This is a genomic window from Streptomyces sp. MK37H, assembly GCF_018035285.1.
Lineage (GTDB): Bacteria > Actinomycetota > Actinomycetes > Streptomycetales > Streptomycetaceae > Streptomyces > Streptomyces endocoffeicus.
Genome location: NZ_JAAAYH010000096.1, coordinates 1 through 24,341, shown reverse-complemented (window position 1 = coordinate 24,341; position 24,341 = coordinate 1). Strand labels below are relative to the sequence as shown.

General features: G+C 70.1%; 21 protein-coding genes. 14 read left to right on the top strand and 7 right to left on the bottom strand.

Annotation, left to right across the window (positions count from 1 at the left end):
* The 4 genes from GWI24_RS16275 to GWI24_RS16260 all read left to right on the top strand — a co-directional run.
* Nucleotides 1-1,861 (top strand): transcriptional regulator (locus tag GWI24_RS16275; RefSeq protein ID WP_247616445.1); only part of this gene is annotated, 1,861 nt, incomplete at its 5' end.
* A gap of 8 nt (nt 1,862-1,869) precedes the next feature.
* Nucleotides 1,870-2,424: an XRE family transcriptional regulator gene (locus GWI24_RS16270; protein ID WP_210946675.1), complete on the top strand. Its 555-nt coding sequence runs from the start codon at nt 1,870-1,872 to the stop codon at nt 2,422-2,424.
* 8 nt (nt 2,425-2,432) lie between these two features.
* On the top strand, nt 2,433-2,570 hold the full coding sequence (locus GWI24_RS16265; protein WP_210946674.1) for a hypothetical protein: 138 nt from the start codon (nt 2,433-2,435) through the stop codon (nt 2,568-2,570).
* Nucleotides 2,567-3,220, top strand: coding sequence for a class I SAM-dependent methyltransferase (locus GWI24_RS16260; protein WP_210946673.1), 654 nt, complete (start codon nt 2,567-2,569; stop codon nt 3,218-3,220). The genes GWI24_RS16265 and GWI24_RS16260 overlap by 4 nt, the downstream gene beginning before the upstream one ends.
* Before the next feature lie 5 nt (nt 3,221-3,225).
* Here GWI24_RS16260 and GWI24_RS16255 read toward each other — a convergent pair whose 3' ends face one another.
* Together GWI24_RS16255 and GWI24_RS16250 are read right to left on the bottom strand one after the other, a co-directional pair.
* The gene (locus tag GWI24_RS16255) at nt 3,226-3,393 is read right to left on the bottom strand and encodes a hypothetical protein (RefSeq protein WP_210946672.1); all 168 of its coding nucleotides are present in this window, start codon (nt 3,391-3,393) and stop codon (nt 3,226-3,228) included.
* Nucleotides 3,394-3,443: 50 nt separating this feature from the next.
* Nucleotides 3,444-4,331 carry an NAD(P)-dependent oxidoreductase gene (locus tag GWI24_RS16250; protein WP_210946671.1) on the bottom strand — a complete coding sequence of 296 codons (888 nt, stop codon included), beginning with the start codon at nt 4,329-4,331 and terminating at the stop codon, nt 3,444-3,446.
* A gap of 55 nt (nt 4,332-4,386) precedes the next feature.
* Between GWI24_RS16250 and GWI24_RS16245 the strand changes: the two genes are divergently transcribed.
* Complete coding sequence (locus GWI24_RS16245) at nt 4,387-4,737, top strand: helix-turn-helix domain-containing protein (protein ID WP_210946670.1); 351 nt, start codon at nt 4,387-4,389, stop codon at nt 4,735-4,737.
* Nucleotides 4,738-5,484: 747 nt separating this feature from the next.
* Here the strand turns inward: GWI24_RS16245 and GWI24_RS16240 are convergent.
* Nucleotides 5,485-5,910 carry a VOC family protein gene (locus tag GWI24_RS16240; protein ID WP_210946669.1) on the bottom strand — a complete coding sequence of 142 codons (426 nt, stop codon included), beginning with the start codon at nt 5,908-5,910 and terminating at the stop codon, nt 5,485-5,487.
* A gap of 148 nt (nt 5,911-6,058) precedes the next feature.
* Entirely contained in the window at nt 6,059-6,355 is a 297-nt protein-coding gene (locus tag GWI24_RS16235; RefSeq protein ID WP_210946668.1) for a DUF1330 domain-containing protein, read from the bottom strand.
* Nucleotides 6,356-6,516: 161 nt separating this feature from the next.
* Between GWI24_RS16235 and GWI24_RS16230 the strand changes: the two genes are divergently transcribed.
* Nucleotides 6,517-7,302 (top strand): S9 family peptidase, encoded by a 786-nt coding sequence (locus tag GWI24_RS16230; protein ID WP_247616444.1) that lies wholly within the window; start codon nt 6,517-6,519, stop codon nt 7,300-7,302.
* A gap of 73 nt (nt 7,303-7,375) precedes the next feature.
* Nucleotides 7,376-7,522, top strand: a complete 147-nt coding sequence (locus GWI24_RS16225) for a winged helix DNA-binding protein (RefSeq protein WP_247616443.1) — start codon at nt 7,376-7,378, stop codon at nt 7,520-7,522.
* 141 nt (nt 7,523-7,663) lie between these two features.
* Here the strand turns inward: GWI24_RS16225 and GWI24_RS16220 are convergent, their stop codons facing one another.
* Nucleotides 7,664-8,407 (bottom strand): bifunctional 2-polyprenyl-6-hydroxyphenol methylase/3-demethylubiquinol 3-O-methyltransferase UbiG, encoded by a 744-nt coding sequence (locus GWI24_RS16220; RefSeq protein WP_210946666.1) that lies wholly within the window; start codon nt 8,405-8,407, stop codon nt 7,664-7,666.
* A 528-nt stretch (nt 8,408-8,935) separates the two neighbouring features.
* Nucleotides 8,936-9,946: an alpha/beta hydrolase gene (locus GWI24_RS16215; RefSeq protein WP_247616442.1), complete on the bottom strand. Its 1,011-nt coding sequence runs from the start codon at nt 9,944-9,946 to the stop codon at nt 8,936-8,938.
* Between the two features lie 204 nt (nt 9,947-10,150).
* On the opposite strand from GWI24_RS16215, the gene GWI24_RS45280 reads away from it, so the two are divergent.
* The 3 genes from GWI24_RS45280 (at nt 10,151) to gap (ending at nt 16,878) form a co-directional block, all read left to right on the top strand.
* A complete protein-coding gene (locus GWI24_RS45280) occupies nt 10,151-14,737 on the top strand; it encodes a 5'-methylthioadenosine/S-adenosylhomocysteine nucleosidase (RefSeq protein ID WP_308343669.1) in 4,587 nt (1,528 codons plus the stop codon).
* 63 nt (nt 14,738-14,800) lie between these two features.
* The gene (locus tag GWI24_RS16205) at nt 14,801-15,748 is read left to right on the top strand and encodes a GlxA family transcriptional regulator (protein ID WP_210946664.1); all 948 of its coding nucleotides are present in this window, start codon (nt 14,801-14,803) and stop codon (nt 15,746-15,748) included.
* Nucleotides 15,749-15,879: 131 nt separating this feature from the next.
* The gene (gene gap / locus GWI24_RS16200) at nt 15,880-16,878 is read left to right on the top strand and encodes a type I glyceraldehyde-3-phosphate dehydrogenase (RefSeq protein WP_210946663.1); all 999 of its coding nucleotides are present in this window, start codon (nt 15,880-15,882) and stop codon (nt 16,876-16,878) included.
* Nucleotides 16,879-16,958: 80 nt separating this feature from the next.
* Here gap and GWI24_RS16195 read toward each other — a convergent pair whose 3' ends face one another.
* Complete coding sequence (locus GWI24_RS16195; protein ID WP_210946662.1) at nt 16,959-17,810, bottom strand: helix-turn-helix transcriptional regulator; 852 nt, start codon at nt 17,808-17,810, stop codon at nt 16,959-16,961.
* A gap of 151 nt (nt 17,811-17,961) precedes the next feature.
* Here GWI24_RS16195 and GWI24_RS16190 point away from each other — a divergent pair, with 151 nt between their 5' ends.
* The 4 genes from GWI24_RS16190 to GWI24_RS16175 all read left to right on the top strand — a co-directional run bounded on the left by GWI24_RS16190 (nt 17,962) and on the right by GWI24_RS16175 (nt 24,198).
* Nucleotides 17,962-18,729, top strand: coding sequence for an SDR family NAD(P)-dependent oxidoreductase (locus GWI24_RS16190; RefSeq protein WP_210946661.1), 768 nt, complete (start codon nt 17,962-17,964; stop codon nt 18,727-18,729).
* 308 nt (nt 18,730-19,037) lie between these two features.
* Complete coding sequence (locus GWI24_RS16185) at nt 19,038-20,207, top strand: acetyl-CoA carboxylase biotin carboxylase subunit family protein (protein WP_210946660.1); 1,170 nt, start codon at nt 19,038-19,040, stop codon at nt 20,205-20,207.
* Between the two features lie 252 nt (nt 20,208-20,459).
* Nucleotides 20,460-23,198, top strand: coding sequence for a non-ribosomal peptide synthetase (locus GWI24_RS16180; protein WP_210946659.1), 2,739 nt, complete (start codon nt 20,460-20,462; stop codon nt 23,196-23,198).
* 43 nt (nt 23,199-23,241) lie between these two features.
* Complete coding sequence (locus GWI24_RS16175) at nt 23,242-24,198, top strand: NAD(P)-dependent oxidoreductase (RefSeq protein WP_210946658.1); 957 nt, start codon at nt 23,242-23,244, stop codon at nt 24,196-24,198.
* The last annotated feature ends 143 nt before the right edge of the window (nt 24,199-24,341 follow it).

Here is a 24,341-nt window from a genome sequence, read left to right as displayed (position 1 = left end):
TCACCAGCCCGGGGCGACCGCCGCACCGGACACGACCCGGCGCCCCGCCACGGCCCCGGCACAGCAGCGGGTCCGCTCACCGCGCCCGGCCACATCGCGGCGCCCGGACGCGCGGCAACCCGCGACAGCGCCAACGACAGTGGGGGTCAAGTCCACGGCCGCCACGCCCGCCGTGGACCCACGCTTCGCCGACGGCCCGCTGGCGGTCGTGGACTTCGCGGAGGGCCAGGTCGCGGCGTACTGCCCCGGCGGTCTGATCCTGGACACCCCGGCCAAGTCCCTCCCCGCTCTGGTGGAGTGGACTCTGGCCGAGGCGCGGCTGGGCGCCCCACGGCTGAACCGCAACGGCAGGGACGCCGACCCGGTGCTGGTGCTCACCGACGCCGCCGCGGTGCGCTTCGGCCTCCCGGCCCGGCTGACCGACGAGGAGCGGCGGGCCGGAAGGCTGTCCGAGGGCCACAAGGTCCTCAAGCAGCTGGAGAAGGCCGACTGGCAGCTCACCCGGCGCGGCCTCGGCCCGTGGGCGCGGATCTACCGCCCCGCCGAGGGCTCGCGGCGCGCCTGCGTCCAGTTGTGCGTCCTGGGCTGGGACGCCCTCGACGCCCGCTCCTGGGGCGAGGCCGCACAACTGCCGCCCGCCGATCTGGCGCAGCTACTGGGCACGTACGCCGACCGCGTCATGACCCCCTGCGGCTCCACCGCCGTCACCGGCCTGGAGCTGATGACCGCTCTGCACCCGCCCACCCGCGCCGGTGAGCCGGATGGCAGCGGCCGGCGGCACAGCGAGCACAACCCCGGCTCGCTGGGCACCCAGCCGGTGCAGTGCGCCCCGCCCGAAGCCCCGGACGGCCACCCGCTCCTGGCCCACCTGCCACGCTTCCACCAGCGCACCCCCGAAGAGGTCCTGGTGGAGGAGGCGTACGACTGGGCGCGGCCGCTCACCGACGACGAGTGCGCCAAGCGCTATGTGGTGGGCATCGACGTCAACATGGCCTTCGCCGCGGCCGCCAACGGCACGGTCTTCGGCCTCGGCGCCCCCGTGCACGCCAAGCGACCGCCGTTCGACCCGAAGATCCCCGGCTCATGGCTGGTGGACCTCTCCCACGTCGAACTGGATCCGCGCCTGCCGAGCCCCTTCACCCCGACCGGGGAGCGGCCGTCGGGACCCGCCTGGTACGCCACGCCGACCGTCGCCTACGCCGTCGAACTCGGCTACGGCGTCGCCCCCATCGAGGCGTACCTCCGCCCGGACCACGGCCGCTATCTGGACGCCTGGTACACACGGCTGCGGGACGCCTATATCGCCACGATGGCGGACCTGGGGGTCACCGCCGGCATGGAGCCGGGGGAGTTCCTGACCGCGATGGACTGCCACCGGCAGGCCGACCCGCGGATGGCCATCGTCCTCTCCGCGATCAAGGCGACCGTCAAGGGCGGCATCGGCAAGCTGCGAGAACGCCCCCGCGGCGGTGGCTGGCGCCCGGGCCAGCCCTGGCCGGCGCTCCAGCGCCCGACGTGGCGGCCCGACATCCGCGCGGCGGTCATCTCCAAGGCGCGGATCAATATGCACCGCAAGATGCTGAAGACGGCGGCGGCCACCGGCCAGTACCCGGTGGCGGTCCTCTCGGACTGCGCCGTCTACCCCTCCGACGGGCCCGGCCCGCTGGACTTCCTGCCCCACAAGGACGGCAAACCGCTGCCGGGCGGCTTCCGGATCGGGGTGAGTCCGGGGATGGTCAAGCACGAGGGCACCCAGACGACTCTGTGGGCCGAAGGCGTGCGCGAGGAGCACGGCGATGACCTCAACCTCGCCCGGTACATCAAGGACGGCCACGTCACCGCCCCGGACAACGGAGAGTAGAGGCCACGATGGGCAAGCTCGCGGAGAGCCTGGACAAGGCGGTGGAGGGCTCCTTCACGCGTCCCATCCCCAAGTCGGCCGGTGCGCAGATGCGGTATCTGGTCAAACAGCTCAAGGGCACCCGGGCGGTGGCCGATCTGCTCGGCATCTCCCAGCGAACCGTCGAGCGATACGTCAGGGACCAGCTCAAGCGGCCCCGTAAGCCCCTCGCCACCCGCATAGAACGCGAGGTGAGAAAGCGGTGGCAGCCGCAGGTGCGAGCCAGGGCCAAGAAGCAGGCCGCCACCACCGGCGGCATCGTCCTCGACACCCGCGCCCGCTTCGGCTTCACCGCCGCCCCCGGCACCACCGACGACGCCCGGCTGCGCCACATCACCCAGGCGCTGCCGCCGCAGTACGCCGCCCGCCTCTTCGACGCCCAGGAAGAGGGCGCCGCCGAACAGCAGCTCCGTGACATCGCCGCCGAGGGCCTGCAGGAGATCTACTTCAAGGACCGCGGCCGCCGGGCCCAGGGCCTGCTGGTGGAGTTCACCGACATCGACTACATCGAGATCGACCTGTAAGGAGCTGCATGGCTCGTGTCGTGGGTGTGCATGGCATCGCCCAACAGGTGAAGGGCGAGCGGGTCTTGCTCAGCGCGTGGCGGCCGGCGCCGGCGGACGGCCTGATCGGACTTCTGTCGGTGCTCCCGTCTACATTCGCCATGTGACTGAGCTCTCCTATCTCGCCGCCGTCCGGGAGTCCTACGACACCGTCGCCACCAGCTACGCCGAACGCGTGGAGGACCCCGCCGAGTTGGATCCGCTGTCGCGCGGGATGCTGGCCGCGTTCGCCGAGCTCGTACGGACGGCCCGGCGTGGCCCGGTGGCGGACCTGGGGTGTGGGCCCGGCAAGGTGACGGCACACCTGGCCGGGCTGGGGGTGTCGGCATTCGGCATCGACGTGTCGCCGAAGATGGTCGAGCTGGCCCGAAAGGCATATCCGGACCTGCGGTTCGCCGTGGGGTCGATGACCGCGCTCGAGATCGGGAACGACGAGCTCGGTGGCATCCTGGCCTACTACTCCACCCACCACACCCCGCCGGAGCTGCTGCCCGTGGTGTTCGCCGAGTTCCATCGCGCCCTGGCGCCCGGCGGACATCTCTTGCTGGTCGGCTATGTGGGGGACGACGAGCTGGTGCGTCCGACGCGGGCGTATGGTGGCCATCCCGTGTCGTACGCATCCCATCTGCTGCCACCGGATCGGCTCGCCGGACTCCTGGACCAGGCCGGGCTCGCCGTCACCGCACGGCTGGTACAAGCACCCGACGAAGGAGTCAAGAGGACGGTGGCCAGCTTCTTGGCCCGTAAGCCGGAATGATGCGGTCAGCGGCTGGCGACGATATCCGAGGTGATCTTGAGACGGCGAGCCGCCATGCCCCTGGCCTTCTTGACACCAAAGGCGTATCGGTCGACCGAGGCGGTGCCGTTGGCGGTGATCCGCTCACCTTCGCCGACCACGCTGCCGATCGTGACGACGACCGGCTCGGTCACTCCGCACACGGTCAACTCTCCTTTTGGGGGCATCCCCGACCTGACGAGTGTCAGCGGCGGCCCAGCACCTCGGCCACGCGAATGAACCCGTCCGTGCCATGGCCCAGCCCGATGGCGCGGCGGGTCATGCCCTCGGCCGCGCGCATCACCCCCGCGTCGATGCCGTGCGACTCTGAGGTGTGGACGATATGGGCCATGGACGATACGCCCGAGGTCATCGGGTTGCCATCACCGGAGAAGGTGCCGCGGTCCATCTCCTCCGCGGTCTCTTCGAAGAGCGGCGGAAGGATCGCGCCGATGCCCTTGGCGAAGGGCGCCAACTCCCGGGCGCTGATCCCCTCCGCCCGCGCCACCGCCAGGGCGTGCGCATAGCCGGCCATCGCCGTCCAGAAGATGTCGAGCAGCGCGATGTCGTACGCCGCCGCCCGGCCGATCTCCTCGCCGAGGTGGGTATGGGTACCGGCCAGCGCCTCCAGCACGGGCCGGTGCTCCTGGTAGAGCTCCGCCGGGCCGCTGTGGATGAACACCGAGGCGGGCGTTCCCATGGTGGTGGTCGGCGTCATGATCGCACCGTCGAGGTATCGGATTCCGTGGCCGGCCGCCCAGTCCGCAGTGTCCCGGGCCCGGTCCGGAGTGTCCGCACTCAGGTTCACCACAGTGCGTCCCTTGAGCGCATCGATGACCGCGTCCCGCCGCAGGATCGCATCCGACGCGTCGTAGTTCACCACACACACCACGGTCAACGCGCTTGCCGCGACCGCCTCTTCCGCCGAGGCCGCGCCGACCGCGCCCCGCTCGATCAGCTCCCGGTCCCTGCCCGGCGTCCGGTTCCAGACCGTGATCCGCAGCCCGGCGTCCAGGAACGCACCGGCCAGGGCACGGCCCATCGGCCCCAGACCGAGCACGGTGACGGCAGACTGTTCGGAGTACATGGACATGACTCAACCCTCATATGGATATACACGTACATAGCGCAAAGGAAATAGAGCGAAGATGACACGCAGTCGTGCTCAGGACACCAATGTCTGCGGAGTGACCGCCGCGATCTCCGTGATCGACGGCAAGTGGAAGACCGCCCTGCTCTGGGCACTGGAGTCCGGCCCGTATCGCCCCGGTGAGCTACGCCGGCGGCTGCCGGGGCTCAGCGAGAAGGTTCTGACTCAGGCGCTCCGTGAGATGGAGACGGACGGGCTGGTGCACCGGGAAGTCCACGATGTGCTGCCACTGAAGACCGTGTACTCTCTCACCGCCTTCGGCCGCGACCTCTCCGAGGCGTTGGCCCCCTTGTCCGATTGGGGACACCGTCGCCTGGAGAAGCTGGCCGAGGCCCAGTCGGCACCCTGATGCAATGCCACCTCCCTGTCATCCGATCCGGCGGCCCTCCGACCGCCCACCACCAGATTCGCCCGGCCGTGCGTCGGTGCCAAGTACCCACAAATAAGTGGGTACCGCGGATGACACGGGACCGGTGGTCCTGTGCGTGTGATCCTGTGCGCGCGGCGTGTGATCCTGTGCGCGCCGGGTCAGATGTCGTGCGGCCGCGCGATGTCCCGGGCCGTGCGGGCAGCCCTCGCCTCCGTCTCGGTGAGGGCTCCGCTTCTCACTCCGAACAGCCCCTGGCGAAGGAATACGCGAGTCCGTACTGGACGGTCCTCTCATGCCGCGCCGACGCGGTGGGCGGTGATCCGACGGGAGGGGAGCCGGGCTGAGTCAGGTGGCCGGGAAGGCGTCCATCCAGATGATCTCCAGGGTGCGGTGGCTGATGCGCCACCCCTCCGGGCGTCGTTCGGGCCGGTTGACGAAGAACCCTGTCTGACCGGAGGTTTCGGCCGAGGCCGTACCGCACCATCAGGTCCTGGATCTCGATGCGGTCGGCCAGGTACTGCGGGCGCTGTTCAAGGGGCTGGTCGGCAGGGAGGTGTGCTGCAGGGATGAGATGGCGGGCGCGGCGATGTGCCGGCCGCCGGGCCCGTCAGGTCCTCCTATGCGGCGCCGAAAGGGCGGCGGTGCGCAGAAGGGTCAGCGATAAACGCCCGATCCGCGTGCGCGACCGAGTTGGCGTACGAGAAGTCGGCTGCTCAGCCGTTCCCCTCAGAAGACCAGTTGGCCGACGCCCAGCAAGTTCCCCTCGCTGTCACGGAACCAGGCCCCGCGCTCGCCGCGCGCACCCTTGCTGGGGTAGTTCCCCTCGATCTCGGCGATGCCATCCCTCGTCCGGAACCCGGCCACATCGACGTCCTCGAACACCACGCCGCGTTGCTCGAGTTCCCTCACGGCCGTCTCGATGTCGTCGACTTCCCAGGCCATCTGAGTGAATGTGCCGGGCGAGGCTCCCGTCGAGCGGAAGAGGACGAAGTCCACGCCTCCGCAGCGATACAGCAACCCGCCGGGCCGCTCGTCGACCGGTTCCAGACCGAGCCGCTCGGAATAGAAACGCCGTGCCCGGTCGAGATCCTGCGCCGGAAGCCTGGTCGCCACACGTCCCCGGGCCAAGGCGCCCCTGTTGTCTGCGTTCATGCCTCCACTCTGCCGTGAGTGGCGGCCGGGGCAGTGGAGGCTGTGGGCGCGTCACGGAGGTGTCCCCGCCCAGAGGAAGCGCTCGATCTGCTGCCGCCCGACTACGAGCATCCACTCCTCGTCCTGGCCGACAGCGCGGCCATGGCGTCTACTCAGCCACCCCCTCAACCAGAAGAAGCCGCCGTTCCAGGGCTGTCTTCCGGACCTTGAGCGCATCCGCATACTCAGAAGACGCATACCACTCCTTGGCCCGATCCGCATCCGGGAACTCGACGACGACCACCCGCTGAGAAGCGGGCCAGGCACCCTCCATGGCTTCGGGCGCGGCACCGCGGACGATATAGCGACCGCCGTAGCGACGGATGGAAGCCTCCGCCAACGTCCGGTAAGTGTCGGCCAGTTCCTCGTCCAGTACTTCGACCTCAGAGATCACGTAAGCAGGCATGCCAGCTATGGTGCCAGGTGGCGTGCGGGCCGCGTTGGCAGGCCAGGGCGAGGTGTACCCGGACGGCAGCGGGCAGCACTCCGCCGGCGAGCGCCCGCGTGCGGGTCGCCCGGCACTACCGGCGCCACCACACACCCACACAGAGCTGAAGGATGCGCCCGATGCGAAGCGAGAAGGTCGAGTTCGAGGGATCGCAGGGCGCGGCGCTCGCCGCGCGGCTGGAGCTGCCCGAGGGCGAGCCGCGCGCGTACGCCCTGTTCGCGCACTGCTTCACCTGCGGCAAGGACCAGGTGGCGGCCTCCCGGATCGCACGGGCGCTGACCGAATTCGGCATCGCGGTGATGCGTTTCGACTTCACCGGCCTCGGCGGCTCCGGAGGAGACTTCGGCAACACCCACTTCAGCTCCAACGTCGACGACCTGGTGCTCGCCGCCGACTATCTGCGGGCCCGCTTCGAGGCCCCCACCCTCCTCATCGGACACTCGCTCGGCGGTGCGGCGGTTCTCGCCGCGCGACACCGCATCCCCCAGGTACGAGCGGTGGTGATGATCGGCACACCCTTCAGTCCCGGCCATGTGCTGGGCCTGCTGGGGAGGAGGAGCCGGGCGGAGATAGAGCGGAACGGCCAGGCCGGGGTCTGCCTGGCGGGCCGCACGTTTCGCATCAAACGGCAATTCCTCGACGACATCGGGGCCCAGCCGCAGGCCGACCGCATCGCACATCTCGAAGCGGCGCTACTGGTGTTCCACTCGCCGTCGGACGAGCTGGTGGGCGTGGACAACGCCCGACGGATCTTCGACACCGCACGCCACCCCAAGTCCTTCGTAGCCCTCGACGGAGCCGATCATCTGCTCACCGACCCGGCCGACGCGCAGTACGTGGCGACCGTGCTCGCCGCCTGGGCGGGCCGGTACACGCTCGGCCCGAGCGGCCCGGCGCCCTCGTAGCCGGCGCCGCTCCCGAGTCGTCGGCGGAGCTGGCCGAACGGCTCCGTACGGCCCTCCAGCCACCACGTCCCGCATGGTCGAACTGCTCGACGCCTCCGGCTGGATCGAGCGCACCCCCGACCCCGAGGACGGCCGGGCCAGCCTGATCGCCCTCACCGACACCGGCCGTGAACTCTTCCGCGCCGTGCGCCACGAGGCAGCCGCCGATCCGGACCGGTAGATGCCGGCCATGGTCGGAGAACCTCGCCTGCGAGCGCTGGCCTCCCCTCGCCCGTAAACCACCCGGCGCGGACGTTGCCGGGGAATGTCCGGCCCCCGGCGATGCCCGGCCCCGCCTCAGGTGGCCCCGACGCGACCGGGGCTACCGGTTCGGCGGGATTCGGTAGACGGAGACGTGGGAGCGCGACTCGGCGGTGAATTCGGCGCCGGACCAGTCCGCATGCCTGCTCTCCAGCTCGAATCCCGCCAGCTGGGCCATCAGATCGAGTTCGGCGGGCCAGATGTAACGGTGCGGGCTGCGGGTCAGCCGGGCCTGTCGGGTGTCGTCGAACCGGAAGTGGTGCGAGACGACGTGCTGGCGCAGTACGTCGTAGGTGTCCAACCCGATGTATCCGGCCTCGGCTTGCCAGACGGTGGCCGTCTGGCCCGGCGGGAGCTTGCGCAGCTCGGGCACCCAGAGCTCGATCACGAACCTGCCACCGGGCTTGAGGTGGCGGGCGGCGTTACGGAAGCACTCGACCTGCTCGGCCTGGGTGAGCAGGTTGGAGATGGTGTTGTAGACGAGATAGACGAGCGTGAACTCCCCGGGAGCCACGGACGTCGCCATGTCGCCCACGATCACCGGGATCGTCGCTTCGTCGGCCCTGTTGCGCAGTTGCTGGACCATCGGACGCGACAGCTCGATACCGGTGACGGGGACCCCTCGTCCGGCGAGCGGAATGGCCACCCGACCGGTGCCGATGGCGAACTCGAGCGCCGCTCCGCCGCCTGCGAGCTCGGCCAGGCGGTCCACGGTCGGCCTCAGGATCTCGGGCGCGAACATGCCCGTGCCGGGCGTGTCATAGCGCTGCGCGGCGTCGACGTCCCAGATCTCCTCCTGGTTCATTCCGTCACCCTTTACCGCTGGGGCACGCGATGTCCACTGAATTTGCCCCTCGGGGCCGGGTCCGGGTTCGCCCGTGCGGTCGGGACCGCGCTTGACCTTCACATCATCCCCACACAACACCGTTGGCGCACTGGGCTGCCGCGGGCACCCGGCTGGGGTCGCCTGCTGAGGAAGGGGCCCTTCGTCGTGATCGTTGTAGCGGTTTCAGTGCTGCCCACGCTGGTTTTGATACTGCTGGTCATGGACCGTGTCGAGGACTGGCTGTCCGGGTCGTCCTCGGCCCCACGACACGCAGGTGAGCGGCGTCATCTGCGGTTGATCCCCGGCGGGGCGCGGGAATCGGGCTCCCGGCCGACGACCGCATCGTCCGAGCGGCGGTCGAAGGCTGCCTGAAGCCGGTGCTGGGGGTACGCGTGGCGGGCCTTACCGCTTCACCTGCCGTAGGCCCGGGTGGGGGCAACGCTGGACGGCGATGGCGCGTGACGGTCCTGGCAGTCGGCCGGGCGCCGGGAATCCGGCCCGCCCGGCTCATCCAGCGGGCTTCGGCTCGGTGTTACTGGTGTTCCTGGAGTGCGCGAGGAGGCGCCTCAGCCAGCGGGTGCGGGCGTGGCGTGCGTCCTTGCTGATGGCCGCCTGTGGTGCCATGCCGTCGAAGCCGTGGTACGCGCCGGGCCATACGTGCAGTTCGGCCTGGCCGCCGGCCTGCCAGATCCCGTTCGCGTACGCCACGCCCTCGTCGCGGAACATCTCCGCCGATCCGACGTCGATGAACGCCGGAGGAAGACCCGAGAGGTCCGTGGCGCGGGCAGGCGCCGCGTAGGGTGGCACGTCCGCCGCGCCGTAGCGGTCACCCAGCAGCGCCTTCCATGCGGTCTCGCCGGAGATGAGGTCCCACATGCCGAGGCCCGACATCTGGTGGCTGGAGAAGGTGTGTCCGCGGTCGTCGAGCATCGGGCACAGCAGGAGCTGCCCGAGGATGCCGGGGCCGCCGCGGTCACGGATCAGCAGGGCGAGGGCCGCGGCGAGGCCGCCGCCGGCGCTCTTCCCGCCGACGATGACGCGGTCCGTGTCGACGCCCAGTTCGGCCGCGTGCCCGGCGGCCCAGAGGAGCCCCGCGTAGCAGTCCTCCAACGGTCCGGGGTACCGCGTCCGCGGCGCCAGCCGGTACTCGACCGAGATGACGGCCATGTCCAGCGGGAGGACCCACTCGCGAAGGATCCGCGGAAGCACCGACCATGCGTTGCCCATGATCATCGCGCCGCCGTGCATGTAGTACAGCAGCGGCAGCGGCCCAGCGCGCCCGGCGGGCCGCACGCTCACCAGCGTGACATCGGGCCCGTCCCGCAGCCCCGGGACGGACAGCTCCGCCACCTCGAAACGGCCATCGGCCCGGAGGTCATCGGCCGTCGGCCTGGGCCGGGCCGCGGCGTCCCGCTCCTGCCGGGTCGCGAGATTTCCCGGAGTGACCGGCTCTCTCGGCCCGTTGCCCAAGGATTCCCGTGCGACGCTCAGCTCGGGGTCGAACGGAGGTACCGCCATCGGCCTCGGGGCGGAAGGGCTTGTGTGGGGGAGGTCCATACCGCGCATCCAAGCATCCGGCGCCGCTCGGCGATACCGATGGTTACGGCGGCTCGTACGTCCGTTGCGCGTTCAGTACCCCCGTTGGTCCCAGCCCCAGGAGATCGCGGACGGTAGCATTTCGCCCGCGGGCCGCACGAGGGTCGACCGTGGCCGGGGGGAGACGTGGAGAGCACCGGGCATCACAGCGACTCACTCGTCGTGCTGACCGCACTGGACGTGGAGTACGAGGCGGTCCGGGCGCACCTGGTCGATCCGCGGCCGCAACTCCACCCGGCGGGCACCCTGTTCGAGGTCGGTCGGCTCGACGGTACGCCGTGGCGGGTGGCGCTTGCCGAGCTCGGCGACGGCAACCAGGGGGCGGCCGTGCTGACCGAGCGGGCGATCACCATGTTCGGCCCGCGCGCCGTGGCATTCGTCGGGGTGGCGGGAGCCCTCAAGGGTGATATCCAGCTCGGGGACGTCGTCATGGCCACGCATGTGTACGCGTACCACGGCGGCAAGGACGAGGACGGCGAGTTCCACTCCCGCCCGAGGGTCTGGCCGGTGCGTCAGGAACTCGACCAGCTGGCCCGCATGGCCCGCAGGTCCGGTGCGTGGATCGAGCTGCTCCGGGAACGCCCGCCCGGCGCCGCCCGCCCGGCCGTCCACCTCAAGCCCGTGGCCGCCGGTGAGGTCGTCCTCAACTCGGCGGACTCGTCCCTGAGACGGCAACTGCGCCGGAACTACCAGGACGCCGCCGCCATCGAGATGGAGGGCGCGGGCGTGGCGCAGGCCGCCCATCTCAACGCCGCGTTACCCGCCCTGATCGTCCGCGGGATCAGCGACCGGGCCGATGGGAAGAAGTACGACGCGGATGCCGAGGGCTGGCAGTCCCGCGCGGCGCGCCACGCGGCCGCCTTCGCCTTCTCCGTCCTCCGTGAACTGCCTCCCGGCGGCGGCCCAGCCGCCGCACCCGGGCCGGTGACGCCCACGGACCCGACGGAGGCACCCTTCTCGGAAGGCCTGACGGCCCCGCCATCGGCCCCGGCTCTGCCCCCGTCTGCGCCCCCGGATGCGGGAACCCCACCGGACGCCGGACCGGCCGCACACCGCCAACTCCTCCGCTGGGCGCGGAGGTTCTCCGACGATCTGGACCTCGTGGACTCCCCCCGGCCGGACGTCGGCACCGGCTCCCCGCCGCAGCTCAGCGGCGGGCTGTATGTGCGGCGCGCCATCCAGGACCGGGTGGTGGAGGCCCTCTACGACGACGATGATCCGAAGGCGGTCCTGGTGACCGGGGACGCCGGAAACGGCAAGAGCAGCCTGCTGTGGGGCCTCGCCCGGGACCTGACCGTTCTGGAGGACGCCGAGGTCTTCCTGGTGAACGCCGCCTGGCTGCTGCGCCCCCTGAGCGGCACCTCCGCAACGCCCATGCTGACCCCCGCGACCGTCGTGTCCGGGGCCACTCACGCCCGGACACGAGGGCGTACACCCGTCGTGCTCCTCGACACCGCCGATCTGCTGCTGCACGACGACCACCACGAGATGACGCTGCTCGACCTGTGCGAGGACCTCGCCGCCGCCGGTGTCCGCCTGGTGCTGACCTCCCGGCCGGAGGAGGCGAACCGGCTGCGCACCGGCTTCCTCCGGATGTCGCTCGGCCCCTACGACGACGGCGAGATCCCCCATGCCATCCGTGGCCACGCCGCGCTCTACTGCCCCGACGCCGTCCCCCGGGACGACGGGGCACGGGTGCGGAGGCTGATGGAGCCCGTGGCCCGCGGACTGCCGGTGCGCGAGGTGTGCCGAAGCCCCCTCCAGCTGCGGCTGCTGTTCGAACTCGCCCGTGACGACGGGGCGTTCCCCAGTGCCGAGATCGACGCCACCGGCCTCTACCGCCGCTACTGGGACCACCGGGTCGTCACCGACCGGCGCCATCGCGGCAACCAGAGCACCACGGCGCCGGAGGATCTCTCCTCGATCACCGGCGCGATCGCCGCCGTGCTGATGTCGGCCGGCCGTACCGAGCTGACACGCGAGGACCTGGTCGAGCGGCTCACCTCGCCGCACGGCGGCCCCCGCCCCGCGTGGCCGTACGAACCCGGCCGCGTCCGGTCGTCCCTGGATCTGCTGATCGACCGGGGCGTGCTGGGCAGGGGAGCCTCGGACGGCATCCACTTCTTCCACCAGACCATGTTCGAGTACGCGGCCGCGCGCGGCCTGCTGCATCTCACCGGGGCGCGGGCGCTGCTGTCGCTGTGCGAGTGGATCGGGTCCCATCCCCGTGACTTCTTCGTCGGGGCGATCCTGGAACAGCTGCTCATGCTCGCCGCGGGGTCCGAACGGTATCGCGGCCCGGTACGGGACACGCTGATCCGCATGGCGGCGCACGAGGACGCCATGATCCTTCACACCGTCGCCGTGGCCGTCGCGGCCCGGAACCCGGCCGTGGGCGTGCCGGTCGAGCCCCTGCTCGCGACGGCGCCGCACGGTGTCGCCCGACGGTACGCGGTGCTGGCCCCGACCGTACGCGACACGGACGTCGACGCCCTCCTGCCGCAGCTCCACGGGCTGTGGGAGAGGCAGGAGCCCAGCCTGCGGGAGGCCGTGCTCGAAGCGCTGGAACGGCTGGCCGCCCAGAACTCGCTCGCGGTCCACGCCGCCCTGGCCGACTGGGGCTGCGTACGGGAACTGACCGGGCGCCGTACGGTCGGCGCGGGCCTCGACGTCCTGCCTCGGCTGCTCGTGCTGACAGCACACGTCGATGTGGCGTCAGCACGGACGGGCCTCATGGAGATGCTCGACTTCGCCCTGACCCGGGGGCTGTCGGAGCTGGCGTCCGGCGTCATGACCCTATGGGCCCGGCACTGGGAAACACTGGGCTCGGCGGAGTGGGCCACCGCCGTTCAAGAGCGACTCCGGCGTGTGCGCTTCGCGCGGAAGTCGTACGACGTCGAGCTCTTCCAAACCGCCCTGGCCAGGGTGCTGGCCGCCTCGTGGACCCATGACCACGGACTCCCGGGGGACCAGGGACGCCCCGGTGACCACGGACTCCCTGGCGACCACCGACTCCCCGCCGACGGCCCCGACAACCCCGATGGCGGTCAGGCCACCGCACCCCACCCCTGGACGCGCCGCCTCGACGCCGCGGTGGCGCTCCTTGAGGCGGACGACCACGACACCGCGGGCAACGCCGGACTCATCGCCGCCACAGCCATCCTGACCACTCTGCCGCACGGCCACTGGGCCATCGAGGCCACCCTCGACCGCTGTGTGGCGATGACCGGGCCGGGAGCGCCGCACGCACTCCAGCACCGGATGGTCTTCCCCCTGCTGCTCAGCGCCGACTGCGCCGCCGCGGAACGCCTCGTGCACCGGCTCGCCGCCATGCTCAAGGCGCTGCCCTGCCCCGAGAACCAGCCGGTCACGCCCTCGCAACGGCTCGCGCTTGTGGCCCGCCGCATCCTCGCCCACCGGGACGTACCCCCGCACCGCGTCCGGCAGGTCCTGGAACACTCCGGCTGGGAGGCCGACTCCGAGCTGTGGCTGTCCCGGGACGGCCTGGCCACGCTCCTCCTGCCGGCCGCGCTCGGCGGTCACCCCACCGCGGTGAGCAGGATCGAGCAGGCGACGACCGCCCCGGCCGCCGCCCGGAGCCTCGTCCGCCAGTCCCTGCACCGGGCGGTCACGGACGCCGGGCTGCACACCGAGCGCCACATCGGCCTGCTGGTGAACCTGGCGCTCATGGACGCCGACACCGTGCTCCTGGAGGCCATCACCACCGGCCGGGCCAAGAAGGGAACAGGTCCATTGCCGCCCCTCGCCCATGAGCGGGTGCTGGCCGCGCTACGGGCATCGGCACCGGCCCTCACCGGGCTGATCGCGGACGAGATCGCCGAGGGCAACAGCGGAAAGCGGCAGCGCCAGGCACTCACGCTCTGGGAATGCTCCGTGTCCGCCGGCGTCCTCCGCGCGCCCGGCCTGACCGAACTTCTGCCCCGGTACGGCACCTTCTCCGACCAGAAGACCCGGGCGGCCTTCCTCGGGCTGGTGGGAACCATCGCGGCGCGCGAACCGGCCCAGTACACCACGGCACACACCTTCCTTTCGGAGCTGGTGTTCGACGCCGCGGGAGACATCCCCCTTCTCGACGACGCGTCGGCCGCCACCCGGAACGCCGCCCGCAAGGCCCTGCTCCACGCCGCCTGCGAGTCCGGCCCACTCACCCCCACGGCCCTCACCACGGCCCTCGACCTGGCCTTCGCCCCACCGACCGACGCCGGACTGATCAGCGGGCTCGGCCGGCTGGTACGGCGGCTCAGCGCCGCGCACGGCGCGGCACCCGCCGCCGAGCTGCTGATCCGTGTCATCGGCGCGGCCGTGACCTCGCGACAGGGCCGCGCTGCGGAGAACCACCTCGCCAAGTCCCTCCGCGGCGCGATGGACAGCATCTTCGACCACGGTTCCCCGGCCGTGTACCGGAGACTGTGGGAGCACCTCAAGGAACGCGGCCCGGAGGACGACGCCGATCGCGTGGTCTTTCCGGAGCGGTACGCCCTGGGGCTGGTGAGCTGCGCGATCCGCCGCTCGTACGCGACAACGCGCCAGGACCTGGAAGCACTTGTCGCCGATCCGCGAGTGCCGCGGCCCACCAAGATGTGGATCAGCGACCAGCTCAGCACCCGCTCGCGGGAACGCACCGAACACGACCTCAGCTGGGTGCTGGGTGGCCGGACGGCCCGGCAACCAGTGGCAGGATGCTCGCGGTAGTCGTCATCGAGGTCACGGGTGCGCGCGGGGCCACGTTCGATCGCGGGAAGCCGAAGGAGCCCGATGAGCCGGAAGAACCACCACGTCGTCGTGCTCGTGCTCGACGGTGCGAAGCCACTCGACGTCGGCATCCCCGCGCAGGTGTTCTCCAACCGGCCGAGCATGCCCTACGAGCTCCGGGTGTGCGGCGCCGCGCCCGGACCGGTGACCGGTGGCGAAGGACTCTCGTACCACGTGGCCGAGGGCCTCGAGGCGTTCGAGCACGCCGACACCATCTTCATCCCCGGCTACCGGGAGCCGGCGACCACGGAACCACCGGCGGCGGTCGTCAACGCGCTCATGGCCGCCCACGAGCGTGGCACCCGGCTCGCGGCCATCTCCACCGGGGCGTTCGCGCTGGCGGCCACGGGCCTCCTCGACGGCAAGCGGGCGACGACCCACTGGCACTACACGAAGGCTCTCGCCGAGCGGCATCCGCTGGTGCGGGTGGACGAGAACGTGCTGTTCGTGGACGAGGGCGACGTGCTCACCTCGGCGGGCGCGGCATCCGGCATCGACCTCTGTCTGCACCTGGTGCGGCGCGACCACGGCGTCGGGCTCTCCAACCATGTGGCGAGACGGCTGGTGGCGGCGCCGTATCGCAGCGGGGGACAGGCGCAGTACGTTCCGCGGAGTGTGCCCGAGCCGCTCGGCGACCTGTTCGCGAGCACGCGGGAGTGGGCCCTGGCGCACCTCGCCGAGCCGCTGACGCTCGAAGCGCTCGCCCGCAACGCGCGGGTGTCGGCGCGCACCTTCTCCCGGCGGTTCGTGGAGGACACCGGCTACACGCCGATGCAGTGGGTGCTCCGGGCGCGCGTGGACCTGGCACGTGAGCTGCTCGAACGCACCGATCTGAGTGTGGAGCAGATCGCCGACCGGGTCGGGCTCGGCACCGGCGCGAATCTGCGTCTGCACTTCCACCGCATTCTCGGCACCTCCCCGACGGAGTACCGCCACACCTTCTCGGCCTGAGACCCCTTCCGAGCGCCGTTCGGGTGAAGGGTGCGATGACCTTGGCGAGATCCTTGCGTGTGGTGGCGTTCATGTCGCTGTCGGCCCGGGATCCGGATACCGAACATGGGGACGGAACGAAAGGAATCTCCATGACCCGCATCGCCATCAATGGATTCGGCCGCATCGGACGCAACACCCTCCGCGCCCTGCTCGAACGCGACAGTGACCTCGAAATCGTCGCCGTCAACGACCTCACCGCGCCCGAGTCCCTCGCCCACCTGCTCAAGTACGACAGCGCGCTCGGCCCACTCGGCCGCTCCGTCGAGGTCGACGGGACCGACCTCGTCGTCGACGGCCGCCGGATCAAGGTGCTCGCCGAGCGCGAGCCCGCCAAGTTGCCGTGGGCCGAACTCGGCGTCGGCATCGTCCTCGAGTCCACGGGCCGCTTCACCTCGGCAGACGCCGCCCGCGCACACCTCGACGCGGGTGCCCGGCGCGTGCTGGTGAGCGCCCCCTCCGCCGGTGCCGATGTCACGCTCGCCTACGGCGTGAACACCGATGCCTACGACCCCGCCCAGCACGTGATCGTCTCGAACGCCTCGTGCACCACGAACGCGCTGGCCCCGCTGGCAGCCGTACTGGATGACCTGGCCGGTATCGAGCACGGCTTCATGACCACGGTGCACGCCTACACCCAGGAGCAGAACCTCCAGGACGGCCCCCACCGCGACCTGCGCCGCGCCCGCGCCGCCGGGGTGAACATCGTGCCGACCACCACCGGGGCCGCCAAGGCCATCGGCCTGGTGCTGCCGAACCTCGACGGCAAGCTGTCGGGCGACTCGATCCGCGTACCGGTGCCGGTGGGCTCGATCGTGGAGCTGAACACCGCGGTCTCCCGGGAGGTCAGCCGCGACGAGGTACTCGCGGCCTACCGCGCCGCCGCCGACGGCAAGCTCAAGGGCATCCTCGACTACTCCGACGAGCCGCTCGTCTCCAGCGACATCACCCGCCGGCCGGCGTCGTCCATCTTCGACGCCGCCCTCACCCGCGTCGACGGCAAGCACATCAAGGTGGTGGCCTGGTACGACAACGAGTGGGGCTTCTCGAACCGCGTCATCGACACGCTCGAACTGCTCGCACGCGACTGAGTGCCCCGGCTGACCGACCGTGAGGGGCCGGAACCCACTGGCCCTTCACCGCTGTCAGGCGTTGCGCCCGAGCCATGTATTCAGGCGCGGTCCGCGCCGCGCGGGGAGGGCCGGGTGCGGGTCGCGTGGATGGAGCCGAGCAGACGCAGCGCCTCCGCGCTGCCGCTACCGGGCTCCGCGTGGTAGATGACGAGTTGCCGGCCCGGGGCCTCCCGTACGTCGAACGCCTGGTAGCTGAGCGTGAGGGGGCCGACGTCGGGGTGCAGAAACCGCTTGGCCTCCTGGGTCTTGCCACGTACGGTGTGGCTGTCCCACAGGCGCGCGAAGTCCGCGCTGTCCTCGATGAGGGTGTCCACGAGCCCGCGCAGGCGCGGGTTGTCCGGCTCGTAGCCCGCCGCTTGGCGCAGATTCGCGACGGTGGCCTGGGCCGCCCGGTCCCAGTCCTGGTAGAAGGTGCGCCCCGCGGGGTCCGCGAACGCCATGCGGGCCAGGTTGTCCGCCGGATGGAACGGCGAGTAGAGGGCGTCGGCCAGCGCGTTGGTGGCGAGGATGTCCAGGGCCCGGTTGAGCACGAAGGCAGGCGTGTGCGGATAGCCGTCCATCAGCTGCCGCAACCCGGGGCTGACCTGGTCGGACCCGCGGACGGCGGGGTCGTCGGGCACCGTGCCGCCGAGCCGGTACAGATGATCCCGGGCGTCGCCGTCGAGGCGCAGCGCGCGGCTGAGCGCGTCGAGCACCTGCGCGGAAGGATGGCGCTCCCGGCCTTGTTCCAGGCGGGTGTAGTAGTCGGCGTTCACACCGGCCAGCACCGCGACCTCCTCACGGCGCAGCCCGGGAACCCGGCGGGTGCCGTGGCTCGCCATCCCGACCTCTTCGGGCCGAAGTCCTGACCTGCGGCTTCGCAGGAATTCTCCCAGGTCGTTGTCACCCATGCCGCCAGGCTACGAAACGCCGCGACCGGTTGCCTGGGTGTGTCGCACCCAGGCAACAGGCGTCCTGGCCCATGGATGGGGCACTGCCCAGACTCGGTGGCGCGGGACAACCCCGCCGTTTTCCGCAGCGGCACCGAAGAAGGACGGCACCATGACGGCATCCACTCATTCCGCCGACTCCGGGGAGTTCATGGGCAAGATCGCCCTGGTCACCGGGGCGGCACGCGGCGTCGGCAAGGAGACCGTCCGGCTTCTGCACCGCCGCGGCGCGCGGATCGTCGCCGTCGACCGGCGCCACGAGGTGAAGGAACTGCCCGTGGACTTCCCGGGCGTACGCCCCCTGGTCGGCGACATCGCGGATGAGGCGACCGCCCACCGCGCGGTACGGGAAGCCGTCGATGCCTTCGGCGGCCTGGACATCCTGGTCAACAACGCCGGGCGCACCCTCAACAAGCCGATCACGGAGACGACAGCGGAGGACTGGGACACCGTGCTGGCGGTCAATGCCCGTGGCTCCTTCCTCTTCGCCCGTGAGGCATTCCGCGCCATGAAGGAACGCGGTGGTGGAGCCATCGTGAGCACGGGTTCCTACACGTGCACTGTCGCACTGCCGGAGGGCGCCGCATACAGCGCCTCCAAAGGTGCCCTGGCCCAGTTGACGAAGGTCCTTGCCGTGGAAGGCGGGCCGCTGGGCATCCGGGCGAACATCGTGGCCGCGGGTGTCATCGAGACGGACTTCCTCGATACGTTCCGCCCCGACAGCCGTACGTACCTGGCGTCCTTCGCCGACGCCCAGCCGCTCGGCCGGGTGGCCCAGCCCGATGAGATCGCCGAGGTGCTCTGCTTCCTTGCCTCGCCGCGCTCCAGCTTCATCACGGGCGCCGTGGTCGCGGCGGACGGCGGCTTCACCGCGATCTGATCGGCGGACCGCGCCATATTCTCCATGTAGTGCTATACGAGGCATGACCGGAATGGCGAATACACTCCATGAGCACGAATGGAATGAGCAATTCCATTCGTGCTCATTGCTCAGCTTGTGACTTGTGTCACAAGCTCATCCTCAATGGATCACATTTTCGTATCCCTGTGAAATGATGCCTCGGTGCTGGCCTCGAAGTAGCTCATCGCGAGACATCACCGGTCCACCGGTCCACCCGAATCCACATCGGGCGGCAGTACGGCAAATGACTTCTTCAAGTTTTGGCTAGCCGTAACGGGGAGGCGAGAATGCCGACGATGATTGTTATCGGGTACAGAGGCGATCTCGATCAGGCACTGCAGCGCCGCGGCATTGATCCTTACTATATTGTCCAGTCGCCGGCGAGCCCGCCGAAGAGTCGGAGATTCACATGGGTCGCCGACATGGAGAACGCCCAGGAAATTTTCCGAGCAGTGCTGTCCGCGGGCATTGACGATGCGGCCGGGGTGCTGAGCGTCCATGAAATGGGCGTATTCGGGGCAACCTACTTACGGCAGCAGCTGAACCTTCCCGGGAACGCCGATTCCAGGACGGCTCTCCACTTCCGGGACAAGTACCTTCAGAAGAGCATGCTGCCGCCCCAGGTCAAGCGGGCGCGCTGCCGTCATGTGGCCATGGGCACGTCGTTCTCGGAGCTCGCCGACGATCTGGGAGAGGTCTTCGTCGTCAAGCCGGCGACCGGGGCCGGCGCTCTCCGTACGAACATCGTCCGCACCCCGGAAGAGTACGCACAGGCGCTGACGCCCTTCACTGGCCAGTCGGATGTCGAGATCGTCGCCGAGTCCTTCATGGACGCTCCGGAGGTCTATCTCGACGGCGTCTGGGAAAAGAGAGACCTGCAATGGTCGTCCATGAGCAGCTACCACACCTCACCGCTCAGGGCCGTACACGGCGGCGTCCTGTCCGCGTACGTCCTGGACCGGAGGCGGCATTCCGTCTTGTTCGATGAGATGGAGACGCTCGCCAGGCAAGCGCTCACCGGCCTGAACGCGCCTGACTGTGTATTCCATATGGAAGCGTTCATGGCAGAAGAAGGGTTGACCTTCGGCGAGTGCGCCATCCGTCTCCCCGGGGCGCTGTCACCTCAGGTCAATCAGCTGACATACGGCGTCGATCTCTTTGACGTCGAAATCAGTCTCGCGCTGGGGGAGGGGGCGACTCGGGCCCTGGGCGACCAGCGCACGCCGGAGCGCCTCCATGGATACATTCTTCTGCGTCGCCCCAGCGGGTGCAATTTAACCCGGAGCGACTTTGAGCGGAACTTCCTTTTCGATGAGATCGTCTACGATTCATCGCCTGATGCGCCGGTCGGGCCGTATGGCCGCGTGGGACAGGCCATCGTCTCCGACCCGGACGAGCTGAAACTGCGGAAGACGATCGAGGACATCGTGCGATTCAACGAGGTCGGATCCACCTGATCTGACGGCCGGTCCGACCGAGCCACCAGCCCGGGACACCCCGGCGCCGACACAGTCGCGTCACCTCGATCACACGTGCCGCGGGCGCCAAGCTCCCCCCGCCCCAGCCGCGTTCAGCCGCGCCCCCACGATTCGCACCACCGTCGACGGCGATGCCAGAGCCCGGCCCTGGTGCCCTTCTCCGGCGCGGCGTCGCGCCCCCAGCCCTGCTCGCCATGGTTTTCCGTCCCTTCCGATCGGAGGACTTCCCCCATGCCGGATCAACGTCATGCTTCGACACTCCCGCAGCTGCTCGAGCGTGCGGCCCGCGACACGACTCAGGGCATCGCGTTCATCGGCGGCCCGTTCCTCTCCTACGCCGAGTTGCGGGAGGGCGCTTGCCGGATCGCGCAAGGGCTGCGGGAGCGCGGCACCGCCCCGGGCGACCGAGTGCTCATCGCGGCCAGTGATCCGGAGATCTTCTTCCGCGCTTTCTGGGGATGCGTACTCACCGGTGCCGTGCCGTGCCCGGTCGCACCGCCGGCCGACCCTTCGCGGTGGCGCGCCCAGCTGGAGCATCTGCGCACGCTGCTGGGCGACCCGTTGGTGATCGTGTCCAAGACGGCTCATGGCGACCTGCCCGAGGTCGGGCTGCGGTCCGTCACGGTCGAGGAGCTGAGCCATGCCGCGGCCGAGCCCGATCAGATCCATGTGCCCGCGCCGGACGATCTCGTCCTGCTGATGCTCACCTCCGGGTCCACCGGATCGAGCAAGGCGGTCAGGCTCACCCACGCCAATCTGCTGGCGGCGCAGGCCGGTAAGGCGGGAGCGCTGGAACTCGGGCCCGACGACACCTCGTTGAACTGGATCTCGGTCGATCACATCGCCGCGATAGAGGCGCATCTGCTGCCGATGTTCAACGGCGCCGCCCAGGTCATGACGGTGCCGGCCACCGTGCTGGCGGACCCCGTGGAGTTCCTCAGGCTGCTCACGGCCCATCGGGTGAGAGTGACGTTCACCCCCAACTTCCTGTTCGGGCAGATCAACCAGGCACTCGCCGGGCGGCCCCCGTCGCGGCAGGAGGTGGACCTGTCACAGGTGCGGCACATCATCTCCGGCGGTGAGGCCACCGTGACCACCACCGTACGGGCGTTCCTGGACACGCTCGCGTCCTACGGGTTGCGCGGAGATGTGATCGTGCCCGCGTTCGGGATGACCGAGACCTGCGCGGGCAGCGTGTTCAACCGCGACTTCGCCGCCCGTGACCTGGAGACGGAGTTCCCCCCGTTGGGCCGCCCGGTGCGGGGCTTGCGGATTCGCATCACCGACGACGACGGCACGGTGCTGGCCTCCACCGACCGGCCCGGCGCGGCCGAGCCGGGGGAGGTGCAGTTGCACGGCCCGATGGTCTCCGACGGCTACTTCGGCAATGAGCGGGCCACCGAGCAGGCTTTCACCGCCGACGGCTGGTTCCGCACCGGAGACCTGGGCCACCTCGACTCCGACGGCCGGTTGATGCTGGTCGGCCGCACCAAGGACTCCATCATCGTCAGCGGTGTCAACTACTACAGCCACGACCTGGAGGCGGTCCTGGACGAGCTGGACGGGGTGAAGCGCGGCCACGTCGCCGCGTTCCCGATACGGCCCGAAGGGGCCGACACCGAACAGCTCGCCATCGCGTTCGTCCCGGCGGGCGACCCCGCCGACGAGATCGCGGTGTACCGGGCCATCGTGGCGATCCGCAGCTCCACGGTGATGCACTGGGGGTTCCGCCCTCAGCTGATCCTCCCCGTCGCCGAGGACGCGATCCCTCGTGGCAACCTCGGCAAGATCCAGCGGTCGCGGCTGCGCGCGGCCGTCGAGAACGGGAGCCTGGACGAGGCGGCCCGCCGGTCGGACGAGACCAGCACCCGGTTCCTCGGCGGCCATGTGGCGCCGGAGGGCGAGGTGGAGACCGCACTGGCCGAGATCTACGCCCGAGTCCTGGACACCAAGGCGGTGTCGGCCACTGCCAGCTTCTTCGACCTGGGCGGTACCTCGCTGGACGTGCTGCGGCTCAAGCTGGAGATCCAGGCCGCGTTCGGCATCGAGGACGTGCCGATGTCCACGCTCCTCCAGGCCCCGACCGTACGAGCGCTGGCCGGCCGCCTGACCGCGGGGCAGGGCGCCGGCGGCGACGCCGCCTACGATCCGCTGGTGCCGCTGCAGATCACCGGGGACGGGACGCCGCTCTTCTGCGTCCACCCCGGTCTGGGGGAGGTGCTGGTGTTCGTCAATCTCGCCAAGTACTTCACCGGCGAGCGGCCGTTCTACGCGCTGCGGGCCCGTGGATTCGGGCAGGGGGAAACCCACTTCGAGTCGTTCGACGACATGGTGTCCACCTACGTCGAGGCCGTCCGGCGGGCGCAGCCCAGCGGCCCCTACGCCGTCGCGGGGTACTCCTACGGCGGGGCGGTGGCATTCGAGATCGCCAAGCGGCTGGAAGCCGACGGCGACAAGGTCGACTTCGTGGGCATCTTCAATCTGCCACCGCGGATCTCCGGCCGCATGAACGAGATCACCTTCACCGACGGTGCGATCAACCTGGCGCTCTTCCTCGAACTCATCGACGCCACCGACATCGAGCGGCTGACCGCCACCCTCCGGCCACTGCCCGAGGCCGATCAGCTGGCCCATCTGATCGACCACGCCCCGAAGCGGCGGCTGACCGAACTCGACCTCACCCTCGAGCGGTTCGCCGACTGGGTGCACCTCGCGCAGAGCATGGTGCACCTGGGCCGCACCTACGAACCGTCGGGTTCGGTCGGGCGGGTGAAGGTCTTCTACTGCACACCGCTGCGCGGCACCAAGGAGGAGTGGCTGGACCACCAGCTCAGCCACTGGGACGAGTTCACCCGCGACCCCAACACCTATATCGAGGTCGACGGGGAGCACTACACCCTGATGAGCCCGCAGCATGTGCACACCTTCCAGGCGACCCTGCGGCACGAACTGACCCGCGCGCTCGGCTGAGACCGGCAAAGGCAATCGCTGACACCACCAGGAGCCGCCGATCATGCAAGGCAAGAAGATACTCATCACCGGTGGGACCGGACAGGTCGCGAGGCCCGTCGCCGAAGCGCTCGCCGTCGACAACGAGGTGTGGTGCCTGGGCCGGTTCGGCGACCCACACGCCCGCAAGACACTGGAGGAAGTGGGCGCCCACACCGCCACCTGGGACATGGCCACCGATGACCTGGAGGGCCTGCCACGCGACTTCACCCATGTGCTGCACTCGGCGGTGCACCGGGGCGACGGCAAGGACTTCGAGGACACCGTGCGCGTCAACGCGGTCGGCACCGCACGGCTGATGACACACTGCTCCGCCGCCGAGTCGTTCCTGTACGTCTCGTCCGGGGTGGTCTACAACCGCGCCGATCGGACACATCGCTACCGGGAGAGCGATCCGCTGGGCGGGGCCGCGCCATGGCTGCCGACGTACCCCGTCGCCAAGATCACCGCCGAAGGGGTGGCACGCGGTCTGGCCGAGACACTCGGGCTGCCGACGGTGATCGCCCGCCTCAACATCGCCTACGGCCCGTACGGCCACGGCGGCGTGCCCATGATCCTTTTCAACCAGATGCGCAAGGGGCAGCCCTGCGCGGTGCCCCGCGAGGGCCAGAACTACTGCAATCTGCTGCACACCGATGACGTCGTCCGTCAGGTGCCGCTGCTGTGGGACGTGGCGCGGGCGCCCGCGCGAGTCGTGAACTGGGGCGGGGACGAAGAGGTCGGCATCACCGATCTGCTGGAGTACCTGTCCGCGCTCACCGGAGTGCCGGTGCGGCTGGACCGCGGCGATTACAGCCGGGAAACGGCCATCTTCGACCACGACGTCCGCCGTGGCCTGATCGGCGACTGCACCATCGGCTGGCGGGCCGGTATCGCCCGCACCGTGGCCGACCTGTTCGAGGAATACCACGACCGCATCGACGCGTACCTGGACGCGCACGGAGCCGGGACACCCCAGTGACCGCGAGGAGTGGAGAACGAGCATGCGCAGGTCCGCAGATATCGACGCGCTTCAGCATGTGCTGTCCGCCGCCCTCGGGTCCCCGGACCCGGTGTGCGCCTTGGCCCGACTAGACGAAGGCACGGGCGCGTTCGCCGCCCTGG